Genomic DNA, 15247 nt, shown 5'->3' with positions numbered 1-15247 from the left:
TGGTTGGCGCCCGCCCAAAGGGGGCCCGCCCCCCGGCAAATGCGGGTTGGCTCCCCACTTTCTCGTGGGGGCGCGCGACTCCACCACGCCGGAGGGGCGGCGCAAGGACGCGCCTATCCTCTTGATGACAAAGGCCTGAGCATGGCGATCCAGGGCTACCGATTCGGAGAGTTCGAGGTCGATCTCGACCAGGCCCGCCTACTCCGTGACGGCAAGCCGGTCATTCTCGAGCCGAAGGCCTTCGACGTTCTCAGGTACTTTCTCGAGAACCGCTCGAGGCTGGTCAGCAAGGAAGAGATTCTCGACGCCGTCTGGCCCGAAACGGCCATCACCCTCAACGCCATGAGCCGCGCCGTGGCACGCCTCCGCAAGGCCCTCGGAGACAGTGCCCGCGAGCCTCGGTTCATCGAGACTTCCTATACCCGCGGCTACCGCTGGATCGCCCCGACGACGGAGATCACCGCCGTCCCTTCCAGCCCCCCGACATCCACCGGGGAAACCCCGGGGCCAAACTCTCGCCGAGCCCTGGCGCTGCAAGCCGGTGCCGCGGCCCTCATCGTCTTCGCCCTCGCCTGGCTTGGCGTGGCCCTCTGGGGGCCGCGCGCTGTCGAGTCCGATGCCGACCAGCAACGCCTGGCGGTCTTGCCCATCAAGTCGATTGGAGACGATCCTCGGGACGAGCACTTCGCCGATGGCTTGACCGAGCAATTGGTCGCGGTCCTCGCCCGCCTGAGCGAAGTCGAAGTCCTGTCGAGTACCTCGTCGATGGCCTTCAAGGGCGATGATGCGCGCGCCCGTGAGATCGCCCGCGAGCTCAACGCCAATGCCCTCCTCGAGGGCAGCGTCCATCGCGAAGGCGATCAGCGGCGCATCCTGATCCGGCTGGTCGATGGCGAGCGCGAGGTTCCGCTCTGGACTCGCAGTTTCGATGGCCCGGCGTCGGACGTTCTCGACTTTCAGCACCGCATCGCCGAGCAGATCGCCGACGCCTTGAAGATCTCCTTGTCGCCTCATCTCTTTGGCCTTCTGGAGCAGTCCGAAACCTCTCGACCAGAAGCCTTGAACCTCTTCCTCCGAGGCCTCGGCCACTACCGAAGCCGAACTCGCTTGGGGAACGAGAATGCGCTCAGACTGTTCGGCGAGGCCCTGAAGATCGATCCTGACTTCGCTCTCGCCGAAGCTGGCCTCGCCAACAGCTACGCCATGCGCGGCATTCGCTGGAGCGGTGGGGATCGAGATATCGACGCCGCCGAAGACGCGGCGCAGCGAGCTCTCACCATCTCACCGGACCTCGCCATGGCCCACAAAGCGATGGGAATCGTCCACTCCTCGCGAGGCGAGCTCGGGAAGTCCCTCGCGGCCAATCGCCGAGCCCTCGAGCTGGCCCCCTTCTTCGACGAGGCGCGCTACAACGCCGCTTCCGTCTCCCACCTCCTCGGCGAGTGGGACGAAGCGGTCCGCCTGCTCTCTGCTGTTTCCGGTGAGCCCGCCATGTCCGGCGCGCTGGCGACCTATCTCCTCGAGTTGGACTTCCCAGAGCTCGCCCAGGGCTACATCGAAGAGGTCGAGAAGGCTGAGCCGGTCTCCGGATATCTCGACATGTATCTGGCGCGCCGGGAGGCGCTTGCGGGTCAGTACCCCGAAGCCGAAGCACGGATGGCGCCCCTCCGCCATGCGTTCCCGAGCTGGCCCAGGGTTTGGCGATCGTCGGGAGAGGTCGCCTTCTTGACCGGCCATGACTCACAGGCCTTCGAGTTCTTCACCCATGCCAAGGACCTTTTGGGCTCCGAGGACTATCCCGAAGTCGATCTTCCCATGGCGCTGATTCTGCGTCGCCAAGGAGACATCGATCGCTCCGCGGAGATGCTCGAACAGCTCGCCCTCTGGGCTCGAGGGAAGATCGCCGAAGAGCAAGAGAGCTGGGAGGGAGCCTGGACCCTCGCGGCCGTCGAGGCCACCCGCGGCAACCATTCCCAAGCCCTCGAGTGGCTCGAGAAGGCCTACGAGAAAGGCCGCCGAGACTATCGTTCCGAGCTCAGCAACCCTGCCTTCGAAGCGCTTCGAGACGACCCCCGCTTCCAGCAGATCATCGCGCGCATGCGCGCCGACGTCGCCGCCATGCGACTGCGGGTGGAAGAGTCGATCGCGCGCGGCGACATCCGCATCGACAGCTAGCGGTTGTTTCAGGGGGGCTAAAGGCGCACCCCTCGGCCGCACGCACATGTCGTGCGGTGCGGCCGGCCAGGCCTCACCCCCGTCCAGGGCGGCCCCGTCCAGGGCGGCCCCGTCCAGGGCGGCCCCGTCCTCGGCGCCGAAGGCGCCGCCTCGCCCCTTGGGCTCGGGGTCCCGCGGACCCGGAGTTTGGATCCGAGGCTTCCTCAGCAGTCTGCTATCAGGCTGCCCTTCCTACCTCGGCAAGGGCGCATTGCCAGCTGTCCCCTCACGCCACTCCATGCTCCCAACGGGCCTCGGGGAGACCGTCAGAATTCCGCGGAAGAGAGTCCCGAGACCGTCACGACACCCCGAGAGGAGGGCCCCTAACCTGCTCCTCACCAGCACCGCGCGCTCGAATCGCCCCTGCGGACGCGGTTGCTGAGAACCCTTTTCCAAGGACACCACGAGGAGATGAGATGAAGCTCGACGCCTCCATCGATAGATGCCCCACCCGCGGCGCCGCCGGACGGTTCCCCTCCCTCCCCTCGAGGAGCAGCTCCTGCACCTCGCAGCCCAATCGCTCTCCCGACGACCGGGTACCAGCCCACACCCAGCCGTGGCGCTGGATCTCGGCCCGCGCCACGACGCTTGTTCTTCTCGGATGGCTGCTGCCTGCTTGCGGCGGCGCCGTCCCCGGACTGCCGGCGCCGGCTCTCGAAGAGTCTCCCCCGCTGGTCTGCACCTCGAATCAGGACCTGGTCATCATCGGCCGCTTCATCCAGGCCCAGGGAGACGGAGTTCGAACCCAGGGAAACTGCAACCTGAAGATCGTCGACAGCCACATCGTCTCCGATGAGATCGCGATCCACGTGTCCTCGAACAGCGATGTGGAGATCGTGCGGAGCTTCGTTCAAGGGCGACGAGCCAGTCTTTCGGTGCGAGGCAACGCCGATGTCCGGCTGACTTCCAGCACCCTCCGCGGTCCCCTTCAGCAGGAGGGCCTGGGAGAGATCATCGACGTCGAAGGCAACCGCTTCGAGTCCCTGCCGCGATTGTCGAGCGGCCCCCTCGAGGAGCGTGAGCCGCTGCGCTGTCAAGCCGGCGAGCGGCTGACCTGGGCTGGCCTCTCGATTGCCGCCGACGGCGTTGGCGTGACCGTCGAGGAAGGTTGTGAGCTCCTCCTCACGGACAGCATCGTCAGCGCTGGAGAGGCCGCCATCGAAGTCCGTCCAGGAGGCTCGCTGAGACTTCGAAACTCCCTCGTCGAGTCGCCCGTCGAGGCCCTCCGAGTGGCTTCCTCCGGCGTCGTCCACATCGCCGGCTCGAGCCTCGAGGGAGATCTCACCGGTCCCGGAACCCTGATCGATGGCGGCGGCAACGCCTTTGGCAGCGCCCACCGACCGAGCACCGGTCGCGTCGACCACGCGTCCTCCGATCGAGCTCCGCGCCAAGGGTCGATCCGCATCGGACGTCGCGGCATCGAGATTCGAGGGGACGCTCACGGCGATCGGGGACGAATCGAGATCGGTGCGGCAGGGATCGACATCCGGGGATCGACCACCGGCACCGAGTACTCGGTCGACTCGTGCACCGACCTGTGCCGCCTGTGGCCCGCCCTCACCACTCGGCAGGCGGTCTGCGTCGCAGAGGTCGTCGACCGCCTGGGATATCCCGTCGGCGAGACCTCAGCCTGCATCGACGTCCAAACCCAACGCGGCTGTCTCGCCTGCAGTGCCACCCTCGATCTCGCCGACGAAGGCTGCGTAACCGCCGCCGAACGCTGCCTCCGCTGAACGGTCGAAGGACCGAAGAACCAGCCCGACACCTGCCGGTCAGCAGAAACCTGGGCCGGCCGGCAGGAACCTGGGCCGGCCGGCAGCGTCAGCACCGCCCGACCGCGAGAGCACTCCCGAGGGCCGAGATCACAACAGCGCGGCGGATCGTCCGAACTCGGTCACGACTCCCACCGCCACCACCAACTAGCTTGGCCGGGCGGGGCTCGCCGCGAGAGCACTGTCGCTCCCGGTGCAGCCTCTCGGGAGAGACCATGGCACATTTCGTCAACTTGAGAATCGCTCAGCTCGGGTGCCGACAAATCCTCTGGATCATCGCCCTCTTGATTCCAGCGATCGCCTTAGCCGCAGAACCGCAGTCCGTCGGCGGCGATCCGGCCGACCTCAGCTCGCCAACGCCGGGAGAGATCGCGGCACCGGCTCAGGGCCCCGTCGGGCAGCACGAATGCACCGTCGACCTCGACTGTGACGACGGCGTCTTCTGCAACGGCAGAGAGACCTGCTCGGACAGCGCCTGCCAACCGGGTGCACCACCCTGCCCGGGCAACGCCTGTGACGAGACCGCCCGGGAGTGCGTGACGGACTCCGTCCCCAGGCTGGAAGCCGGTGTGGTCGAGGCTTCCGCCACCGCCACCAGAGTGCTCCTCGGCAATCTCTACAAGAAGCCCGTCATCGTGGCCTCGGTTCAGGCGAGCCCGTCCTCTCCGCCGGCGGTCGTGCGCATCGGGAGTGTCACCGGGACAGGGTTCACGGTGCGCCTGCAAAGCCCGTCGAAGAACCCACCGGACCCAGCACGGGTGAACTATCTGGTTGTCGAAGAGGGCGCCTGGAGCCTCGACGGGATCGTCTTCGAAGCGCGACGCCTGCCAGCCCACCAGACGTTCTCTCAAGGATCCATGGGCGCCGAGCCGGCGAGCTTTCTCCAGACCTACAGGCGGCCGATCGTGCTGGGACAGGTGATGTCCGAGAACGACCCGCGGTGGTCGGTGTTTTTCGCCCACGGCAAGAGTCAGGCCCAGGAGCCCCAGTGGAATGCCCTCGCCCTCGGCAAGACCGTTGCGGAAGACCCATCCCAACAGCGCGAATCGGAAGTCCTCGGAGTCATCGTCTTCGAGTCGGGGCCGGGTCGGATCGGCGGCGTCGAGTTCGAAGCGGGCGTCACCGGAGACACCATCACCGGTCAACCGACAGCCGCCAGCGCAGGCCGGTTCGGACGCCCCTTTGCAACCACGCCGGAGATCGTGCTCGTCAATCTGGCCGGCATCGACACCTCTGAGGTCGGCTGGGCGCAAGTGCATCAGGGCGGGGTGACGCCGGCGGGATTCGAAGGCTTCGTCGAAGAGGATCAGCTCCAAGATCCGGAGCGGATCCATCCCAGCGAGAGCTTCTCCTATGTCGCTTTCGAGCGCGCCTTTCAACATTCCGGAAGCTCTTCGACGGGCTCGGGACTGATCGACGATCTCGACAGCGAGTACTTCGCCTGCCAGCTCGACGGTTCTGACATCGCCTGTGGGACGAGCGATTACCTTTCCTGTCTGGCGGCGGATGTCCGACAGTGTGAAATCGAGTCCCAAGCCTGCACCGCCTTGTTGATGCAAGGCCTGGGTACCTTCACAGCCTGCCACCGCTGCGTTGCCGCGATGGCTTGGCCTCCCCACCCACTACGATTCGGCGCTTGCCTTTACATCTGTTCTGATCATCTGACGGGAATGTCTCAATACTCCGATTGTCAGAGCGAAGCCTCCCGGAACCTGCGACTCGCCAACGACACCTGCGAGTGCGACAACTGCGGAATCCCGGGCAACGAGTGTCCCAACCGCTACGGTCTTGAGATCTCCGCCAGCGGACTGCGCTGCGGTGAGGTCGCCAGCGTTGCCGTCGAATGTGGCGACGACTCGGTCCCAGGCGAGTTTCCCCTCTGGTCCTTCGACTCGACCTACCTGGCACCTCAGTACTGCAAGTCGAGCGAGCGGTGGTCGGCACGCATCGGCGCCGTCAAAAATGCGACCACGGGCGAGATCCTGCGCTCTTGTCAACCAAGCCAACGCTCGGGACTGCCCCTGACCAGCGGCAACGTTGCGGTCGAGTTCGACTGCGAGTGCTCCGGTGACGAGTGCGACAGCGGCCCGACGGTGGCTCCCATGCTCGAAGTCGATCGCATGCCGGAAAGCTCGTGGTTCAAGCTCAGGACGACCGTCATCGACGGGTGCTCGAACGAGCAGCGCGCCGAGGGGGAGATCACCATCTCCTGGGACGACCCCGGCATCGGAACCGGAAGGCTGTTCCCGGTCTCCCTGCCAGAGAACCTCGTCGCCAGGCCCGGCGATCGTCTGGAGCACACCATCGTCGCAGAGTCCTCGAACGCTCGCTGCGGCCCCAACCCAGACCACTCCGATGTCCCCGACTCGGCCGGAGCCTACCGAGCCACGACCGTCTCTTGTGGCTGTGAAGGCAGTCAGTGCAGCGATCAGGTACCGGTGAACGTCGCGGTTCAGGGGGTTGGAATCGGACTCCGGCCGGAAGGCCTCTCGGTCACCCTCGACCTCAACGGCGATGTCGTCACAAGCGCCAGCGCCGACGGCCCGGGAACCCTCGCCCTCGGGCAGGCGGCACCGGGAGATGCCTACCGGGTCACCATCGAGAATCCGGTCGTGTCCTTCGGCAGCGCCAGCATCAACCACTGCACCTATCAGAACGAGGCCGGCACCACCGTTCCGGCAAGCGATGGCCCGGTTCGTCTCGGCCGAATCATCTGCGCCAACTGGGGACGAACCCAAGCGCGACGGCTTCGTCCCAGGCCTCCACAGACCACCTTCCCGGACACCGGCGAGTGGGACCTCTGCCTGCCGTCCCTCTTCTGCGAAGCCGGCCAATCGGGATACACCGTCCGCATCGTGCCCTGTGATGATTGCGAGGACGACGTGCCCGAAGGCGAGTGCTTCTGCACGGAAATCACCATCGAAAGCTCCCCGTGCCTTCTGCGATGCAACTATGGCGGCGGTGGAGGGCGCAGAGTTCCCCGCATGTACTACTCCGTCTCGGGCGGGGTGAATCCCAGCGATCCATTGATCGCCGACGACACCCTGCGCATCTCGGGGAACGCGACGGACGATGCCGGATTGCAGCGCTTCCTCTTCGGGATCGACGGTTACTTCGAGAGGGAATTGACGGCCTCGGGAACCCACGACAGCTTCCAGGGACTGGAGATCGATACCAGCGAGCTGCCGGAGGGGGCTCATACCCTCGAGCTCATGGCCCTCAACGCAGAAGGCATTCCCAACCTGGCGAAGGTCGACTTCCTGGTCTCCCACAGCGGTGATCCCTGCGCGGCAGACGACGCGGCACCAACCATTGCGATCACCCGACCGGACGACGGCGCCGAGCTGCCCCCCGGACGGACCCAGTTCTTCGCCTCGGCGACGGACCACGGAGGGACCGGAGTCAAGGACGTCGAGTTCTTCGTCAACGGCGTGCGCCGGCACACCGACTCGACCCGACCGTTCACCTGGAGCAACTGGTATCCCGCCGAAGGCGGATATGCCCTGCGGGCCGTCGCCGAGGACCACTGCGGGAACACCGCGGAGGCGATCCACACCGTTTCCGTCGTCGACTCCTGCTCCGATGCGCCGGCGCCGTCCCTCTCGATCACCAACTTCTCGGACGGCTCTTGGATCGAGCCGGGGCTCTACCAGGTCGAGACGAGCGTCGCCGACCATTCGGGCCTTGGCATCGACCGCGTCGAGTTCCGTGTCGGAACCTTCAACCCCGAAACCGATAGCGTCGCGCCCTACCGCTCGAGCGGTTACTACCTGACGAGTGAGGGACCGGTCGTGCTCGAAGCCCGAGCCTTCGACGCCTGTCAGCGATCGACCACCCGCACCGTGACCGTGAACGTCAGCCAGAACGCCTCCGTCTGCGAGCTCGATGGCGGTGCCCCGTGGTCGCGCATCACCTTGCCCGCCGCGGGAGTTCCCATGATCGTCGGACCGCAGGTCGTCATGGCGGACGTCGGCGACGACACCACCTTGCTCGCCGGCAGCCTCGAGATCGATGGCACGGTGCCGGCAGGCTTCACCGTCGTCTCGGGCAACCCTGCCGACTACTCATGGGATTGGGAGCCCACGGTGGGCTCACACATCCTCCGAGTGGGGGTTCAAGACGTCTGCGGCAACACCACCTGGTCTCTTCCGCGAGAGGTCGTCGTCCACGAACGGCCGACCTGTCAGCCGAACACCACCACGCTCTGCCTCCAGGAAGGGCGGTTTCAGGTCAACCTATTGCACTCCGGGAGCTCTCCGGCCAAAGCCTCGAGCCTGTCGGATGTTTCGGGAGCCTTCTGGTTCTCGGACCCGTCGAATCCCGAGGCACTGGTCAAGGTCCTCGACGGCACCTCCGCGACCGGCGGCAGCTTTTGGCTCTACTACGGAACTCTGACCGACCGCCAATTCACTCTCCGGGTCACCGATCTGTGGGAAAACCGCACGGAGGAGTTCTCGAAACCCACCGGTAGCCACTGTGGCGGCGGGAGTACGGGAGCCTTCCCGACCAACACGCTGGCGGTCGACCCAGCGGAGCGAGGAGGGTTCCTTGGAGGCGCGACCAGGACGGCCGGAAGTCCTTCTCCCAACGGGACCTGCGTCCCGTCGAGCTCGACCCTCTGCCTGCAGAACGGGCGTTTCTCGGTGTCCGCAACCTTCTCCTTCCAGGGTCAGAGCCTGCAGGCCCGAGCCCGGTCCTTCAGTGGCTCTGCGGGAACCTTCTCGTTCTTCGGTCCCGAGAACGTCGAGCTGGGAGTCAAGGTTCTCGACGGCACCTCGGTGAACGGACACTGGTGGGTCTACTACGGCTCGGCCTCGGAGCTGCCCTACGAGATCGAGGTCACCGACACGACCACCGGAACGCGTCGGACCTATAGCTCCAGCGCCTTCTGCGGCGGAGGAACGGTGGACGACTTCTAGTCCGAGAGCTTGCCTCTGAACCGAGCTCGAGGGCTGTATCGCGGAGCAGCCAAGGCAGCGATGCAGCCCTCGGAGCCTCATGACTTGTTGTTGACCGTCGACAACATGTTCGCTACCCTTGTTGTCGACGATCAACAACAAGAAGCGACCGCCATGCACAACGAACGACTCCAAGGCTCCCTCGACCTCCTCATCCTGCGCACCGTGCGCTCCGGGCCGATGCATGGCTGGGCGATCGCCCAGCGACTGCAGGAGCTCTCCGATGACCTCCTGAAGATTGGCCAGGGCTCCCTCTATCCCGCCCTCCACCGCCTGCAGGAAGCCGGCTGGCTGGAGGCCGAATGGGGGATTTCGGAAGCCGGGCGCCGAGCCAAGTTCTACCGCCTATCCCGCACCGGCCGACGCCAGCTCGAACGCGAAGTGGCGAGCTGGGAAAAGTTCTCCGCCGCCGTCGGACGGGTGCTGCGAGAGGCCTAGCCAGACCTTCTCACCAGTTCAGCGACGAGAACCTATGTTTCCGAATCTGCTGCGTCATCCGACCTTTCTGCTGCTCGCAGGTACGGCACTGTCGCGCTGTGACTGGATACCTTCCATCGTCAACCACCGACGTCCTCTCGCCGAGAATCCGGTGAGAAGGGCGGGCCAGGAGGTGCGCGAGTGATACTGAAACGTCTGGGGCATCGACTCCGCCACTTGATCTCGCCGCAGCGGCTCGAACGGGAGCTCGACGAAGAGCTGCAGTTCCACCTCGACATGGAGGCCGCCAAGCTGCGGGAGCAGGGCCTCGACGAAGCCGAAGCCAGGCGACGCGCCGCCATCGGCTTCGGGGCCGAAGAGCGCTTCCGTGAGGAATGCCGCGAAGCCCGCGGCACGCGACCGATCGAGGATCTTCTGCGCGACCTGCGGCTCGGTCTGCGCAGCCTGCGCCGGCGCCCCGGTCACTCGCTGCTGGTGGTCCTCATCCTGGCCCTCGCCGTCGGCGGAACCAGCGCCATCTTCGGCACCGTCCAGGGCGTTTTGCTCACCCCCCTGCCGTTTCCCGAAGTCGAACGGGTGATGACCCTGTGGCAAACTCAGATCGACGGTTCCGGCCGAGAAAATGCTTCGCCCGCCAACTTCCTCGACTGGCGCGAGCGCAGCGAATCCTTCGAGCAGCTCGCCGCCCTCGAACCCTATGGCTTCGCCTGGCAGGGGCCCGAGGGGCCGCGGCACCTGCACACCTGGCTGGTCAGTGAGGGCTTTTTCGAAGTCATCGGTACCCAGCCGAATCTCGGCCGGACCTTCGAAAGCTCGGAGCACCAATCGGGAACCGCCGGCGTCGTGGTGTTGGGGCACCGCCTCTGGCAGGATCGGCTGAACGGCGATCCCGACATTCTCGGCAAGGCGCTGATTCTCGATGGCCAGCCCTACTCGGTGGTCGGCGTCATGCCCGAAGGATTCGCCTTCCCCAGCGACGATGCCCTGTGGGCGCCCAAGGTCTGGGAAGGCTGGGAGTCGAGAGCACGCCGTGGCGGTTTCTACTCGGTTTTCGGACGTCTGGCGCCGGCAGTCTCGCGCCAGGAGGCCGAAACCGAGATGGCGGCCATTGCGCAGCAGCTCGCGGCTGAGCATCCGACCTCGAACGCCGAAAGCCGAATCGCCCTCGTGCCCCTCGCCGAGCACATGCTGGGCAACCTTCGGCGCCCCTTGTGGCTGCTCTTAGCCGCCGTCTCCTTGGTCCTGCTGATCGCGGCGGCCAACCTCACCAGCCTGCAGCTGACCCGCGCCATCGGTCGCCTGCCGGAGTTTGGCGTGCGCACCGCTTTGGGAGCCAACCGCGGCCGCATCGCCCGCCAGGTGCTGACCGAGAGCCTCTGCCTCGCCGGCGCCGGAGCCCTCTTTGGCTTCGCCGTCGGTGCCGGCCTGCTGGGCTTGCTGCGCAACGCGCTGCCGGCAGGCTTTCCACGGCTCGAAGAGCTTCGAGTCGACAGCGATTTCCTCGTCTTCACGGCCGTCACCAGCCTGCTGGTGGTCTTGGTCAGCAGCTCGGTGCCGCTGCTGCTGGCGAATCGCCGGCCCTCACCCCGTCCCCTGCAGGGCGACCGCATCAGCCGCGGCCCGCTCGTCGGCCGCGTTCAGCGCGGCCTGATCGTCTTCCAGATCGGCATTTCCCTGGTCCTGCTGGTCAGCGCCGGTCTGCTGCTGCGCAGCTTCCTCGCGGTGCTGGCGGAGGATCCCGGATACCGCATCGAGGGCGTGACGGTGACCACCGTTCAGAGCTGGGACTACTACCCCGAAACCAGCGATCGGGCCGCCTTCGTCGAGCGCGTCCTCGCCGCCCTGCAGCAGCTTCCGGGGGTCCATGCCGCCGCCATGACCTCGTCGGTGCCGCTGATGGAGAGCATCGGTGCCGATCGCGCCTCCTTCGTGATCGAAGACCAGCCCCTGGCCGCCGGCGAGATGGCACCGGAAGCGCACTTCTCGCGGGTTTCCGAGAGCTTCTTCGAGACCCTGGCGATTCCGCTCCGGCGCGGTCGCCTGTTCGACCTTCGAGACCACGCCGACGCACCATCGGTAGTGCTGATCAATCAGGCGCTGGCGCGCCGCTACTGGCCCGAGACCGACCCGATCGGCCGCACCATCACGCTCGATCTGGGAAGGCGGACCCCGAGCTGCAAGATCGTCGGCATCGTCGGCGACGTGCGTCACGGAGCGCTTCAGGACAGCGCACCGCCGGCGGTCTATCTACCCCACGCCCAACAGCCGACCGGCGCCAACGCCTTCGTCACCTGGAGCGATCGACCCGTCGAGGAGCTGCAGGCGGCGATTCGCCAAGAGCTCTGGAACGTCAACCCGGCGATCCCGGTGTACAGCGAGCGGACCCTCGCCGAGCTCGCCGGTGCTTCGGTCCAGGAGCGTAGCTTGCTCTTGGCGCTGTTGGTCGCCTTCGCCCTTGGTGCCGTCGGCCTCGCCGCCGTCGGCATCTTCGGCCTCACCAGCTTCGCCGCCAGCGACCGCACGCGGGAGATCGGCGTGCGGATGGCCTTTGGAGCCCAGCAACGAGACGTCCTCGCCATGATGTTGCGCTCCGGAACCTGGCTGGCGGCCATCGGCATCGCCCTGGGGCTGGCCGGGGCGCTCCTGGCGACTCGCCTGCTCGCCGGATCGCTCCACAAGGTGACGCCCTTCGACCCGTTGACCTTCCTCGCCGGCACGACCCTTCTGTTGGTCATCGTGCTGGCGGCAAACTGGCTGCCGGCGCGACGCGCGACCCGGGTGGACCCGGTCGTCGCCCTCCGCCGCGATTGAGGCGGCAACCCTCGGATCGCATCCGAAGCCGTGCCTGGCGGCGAAGATAGTCAGCAGCTCATCCTCGAACTGCCAGGAGCGCCGTTTTGTTGCGAACCAACCTGCTGCGAGCCTTCGGAGTCCCGGTCGTCGCTCTCCTCGCCTGCACCGCCGGCGAGGAGAACATCCAGCTCGACTGCCCCGAGGCCATGGTGCTCGGCGAACCCTTGGCGGTACGAGCCCGTGGAATGATGCCTGGCGGCGCCTACACCATCGTCGCCGACAGGGAGGACAGCTTGGGCCGTCGATGGCTTTCCCGGGCGACTTTCGAGGCCGACGCCACCGGCATGATCGAGCCCGCACGGCAGCGCCCCGCCGAAGGAGCCTATCGAGACTTCGACGGACTCGGGCTGCTGTGGTCCGCCAGCCTCGCCGAGCCGACACCCGACGACTGGCAACCGCCGCCACCGCGAGACTTCAGTGAAATTCACCTACGAGTCGAAACGGCGGATCGACAAGAGGCCGCTGCGTGCACCGTCCGGCAGTGGATCCGCCCTCCCGGAATCCACAGCGAAGGGTGGGGCGAGAGCTCCTCGGCCGAGCTGTTCCTGCCCCAGCAGCGGCCGGCGACACCGCTTCCAGCAATCGTCTTTCTCGGCGGCTCCGGCGGTGGTCGGGGCTGGGCAACGCGCATGGCGGGCCTCTTCGCCCAGCGCGGATACGCCGCCCTCGCGGTCGCCTACTTTCGCTCGGAAGGCCTCCCCGAGCACCTCGCTCAGGTTCCCGTCGAAACCGTCTTCTCCGCCATCGATGGCCTGCAAAAAGACCCTCGCATCGACGACCAGCGGCTCGCCTTGATGGGCTACTCGAAGGGCGCCGAGCTCGCCCTCTTGGTGGCCTCGCGGCGCCCCGAAATCAAGGCAGTGGCGGCGATCGCTCCCGGCTCCTCGGTGTTCCAGGGATTCAAGCCTCCCAAGTTCCCGACCCTCTCCTCGTGGACGATCGATGGTGTCGACCTGCCCTTCGTTCCCAACGCCTACGACCAGAAGTTCTTCGAGACCTTCGACGGCATGTACCTCTGGTACCGCACCCTGGCCCAGCATGAGGCGGTGGAAGAAGCCGCCATCCCGGTTGAGGAGATCGCCGGCGACATCCTCTTGGTGAGCGGCGTCGACGACCGCATCTGGCCAGCGACCGCGATGGCCGAACAGATCGTCGCGCGCCTCTACCTCGCCGAGTTCGAGCACCGCGTCCAGCATCTCGCCTTCCCGGAAGCGGGTCACGGCATCGCCGCACCGCCCGGTGAGCCGACGACCGACGTCGCGGCGCGCCTCGGTGGATCAGCCGCTGGCAACGCGGCCGCCCGCGAGCAAAGCTGGCGAGCCCTCGAGCAGTTCTTCACGCAATCCCTGTCGGCGCCCTGACGGGCGCGAGCAACAGCCTGACGAGATCTGCCGCCCTCGCGCCGCGAAGGGCATCACCTCACTACCGTCGCTCGGCGATGCGAGCCAGGAACTCCTCGGCGTTGGTGTTCTCCGGGTCGAGCTCCAGGGACTTGCGGTAGTTGACCTCGGAGAGGTCGAGGTCGCCCTGCTCGAAGTAGGCCTCGCCGAGGCTGTCGTAGGGGTTGGCGGCCTCCGGGTACATCTCGACATTGAGCTTGAAGATCTCGATGGCGTCGTCGAGGCGATCGCGGCCGAGCAGGGCGTAGCCGACGTTGTTGAGGTGGAACTCGGCGAAGTCGACCTCATCCGCAGCGTTTTCGCGCAGCTCACGGTAGCGGGCCACGGCCTCGGCGCCGGTGCCGCCCTTGAAGGCGCGAATCACCGCCAGCTGCGACGACAGCTTCGGGGGCGCAGCGTCACCGGAGGGATGACTGAACCAGGCGTTCTCGATCTGCGAAACCACCCAGCGCCCGTTCGAGCCGTTGGTCACCACCACCAAGCCGTCGCCGCTCTCGGGCTCGATCCAGAACACCGACTGCCAGCCACGGTTGGCCCCGCCATGGCCGACCACCTGGCGCCCTCCGGGACCCTCGGCGACGCTGTAGCCCAATCCGTAGTTGTCGCCGGATGCTGGCGCCGGAACGATCATCTCGGCGATGGTCTCGGGCGCGAGGATGCCGCGCCCCGGAACCTCGCCGGCGGGCCCCGCCAGGGCGGCGAGAGCGAAGGTGGCGAGATCGCGGGTGGTGGTGTGGAGCCCGGCCGCCGCCTGGGCCGTGAAGCGGGGATTGGGGGTGATGTCGCCCCAGTTGTCGTAGGCGGTGGCCGATCCGGCGAGAATTTCGGAGGTCAGCTCGTAGTCGCTGCGCTCCATGCCGAGGGGGCGCAGCACGGTGGCTCGCAGGTAGTCCTGAAAGCTCTCCCCGGTGACCTCCTCGACCAGTAGCTGGCAGAGGGTGTAGCCACCGCCGGAATAGTCGAACTCGGTCCCCGGCGCCAACATCAGATGCACGTCTCCGGAACCGTTGGTGGCCCCGGACAGAGACTCTTCGACGCTCGGCAGCTCGGCGTCCGGGCCGAAGCCCGGATAGCCATGGAGGGAAAGACCGGCGGTGTGGCTGAGCAGCCGGCGAATGGTCACGCCGTCGGCATCGAACTCCTCGGACGGCGGTAGCTGCCAACGGGTGAGGTACTGCGACACCGGCGTATCGAGATCGAGGCGCCCTTCCTCGACCAGCTTCATCACCCCCCAGGCCGCCACCGTCTTCGAGATCGAGCCGATGTTGAAGCCGGTATCGGCCTCCACCGGACGATCGGCGGCGACGTCGGCGTGGCCCCAGCCCTGGACCCAGGCGAGCTCTCCCTTCTCGATCAAGGCGACCCCGACACCGGGCGTCAAGGCCTGATCGAGGAGCTCCGGAACGGCACCCTCGAGCCAGCTTCGAAAGCCCTCGTCGGCGGGCGTCTCGGGCGCCGGCGAGGTGGAGCAAGCGGCCAGCAGCAGACCACTGACGGCGAGCGCAGCGAGGAGCCTGGTCCCCGCCCCGGCGGGGCCCGCGGCGAAGCGGCGGTTGATATTGGAGTGAGCCATCGGTGCCTTCCTCCTCGTGAATTGATCGATGATCCCAGC

The 15247-nt window shown here is 66.7% G+C and carries 8 protein-coding genes; 7 read left to right on the top strand and 1 reads right to left on the bottom strand.

All coding sequences use genetic code 11. The features are described 5' to 3' along the window. Positions 1–141: 141 nt before the first annotated feature. The 7 genes from AAF604_14555 to AAF604_14525 all read left to right on the top strand — a co-directional run bounded on the left by AAF604_14555 (position 142) and on the right by AAF604_14525 (position 13596). The gene (locus AAF604_14555; GenBank protein MEM7050886.1) at positions 142–2175 is read left to right on the top strand and encodes a winged helix-turn-helix domain-containing protein; all 2034 of its coding nucleotides are present in this window, start codon (positions 142–144) and stop codon (positions 2173–2175) included. Positions 2176–2630: 455 nt separating this feature from the next. Next, on the top strand, positions 2631–3947 hold the full coding sequence (locus tag AAF604_14550; protein ID MEM7050885.1) for a hypothetical protein: 1317 nt from the start codon (positions 2631–2633) through the stop codon (positions 3945–3947). A 254-nt stretch (positions 3948–4201) separates the two neighbouring features. Further along, entirely contained in the window at positions 4202–8905 is a 4704-nt protein-coding gene (locus tag AAF604_14545) for an Ig-like domain-containing protein (protein MEM7050884.1), read from the top strand. 84 nt (positions 8906–8989) lie between these two features. Next, a complete protein-coding gene (locus AAF604_14540) occupies positions 8990–9382 on the top strand; it encodes a PadR family transcriptional regulator (protein ID MEM7050883.1) in 393 nt (130 codons plus the stop codon). Between the two features lie 34 nt (positions 9383–9416). Next, entirely contained in the window at positions 9417–9566 is a 150-nt protein-coding gene (locus AAF604_14535) for a hypothetical protein (protein ID MEM7050882.1), read from the top strand. Then, a complete protein-coding gene (locus AAF604_14530) occupies positions 9563–12193 on the top strand; it encodes an ABC transporter permease (protein MEM7050881.1) in 2631 nt (876 codons plus the stop codon). Before AAF604_14535 ends, AAF604_14530 begins: the two co-directional genes overlap by 4 nt. Before the next feature lie 86 nt (positions 12194–12279). Beyond that, positions 12280–13596, top strand: a complete 1317-nt coding sequence (locus AAF604_14525) for an acyl-CoA thioester hydrolase/BAAT C-terminal domain-containing protein (GenBank protein ID MEM7050880.1) — start codon at positions 12280–12282, stop codon at positions 13594–13596. Between the two features lie 61 nt (positions 13597–13657). On the opposite strand, the gene AAF604_14520 is transcribed toward AAF604_14525, so the two are convergent. Then, complete coding sequence (locus AAF604_14520; GenBank protein MEM7050879.1) at positions 13658–15208, bottom strand: serine hydrolase; 1551 nt, start codon at positions 15206–15208, stop codon at positions 13658–13660. Between the last annotated feature and the right edge of the window lie 39 nt (positions 15209–15247).

The organism is Acidobacteriota bacterium, from assembly GCA_039028635.1.
Lineage (GTDB): Bacteria > Acidobacteriota > Thermoanaerobaculia > Multivoradales > JBCCEF01 > JBCCEF01.
This window is presented reverse-complemented; position numbering and strand designations above follow the sequence as displayed.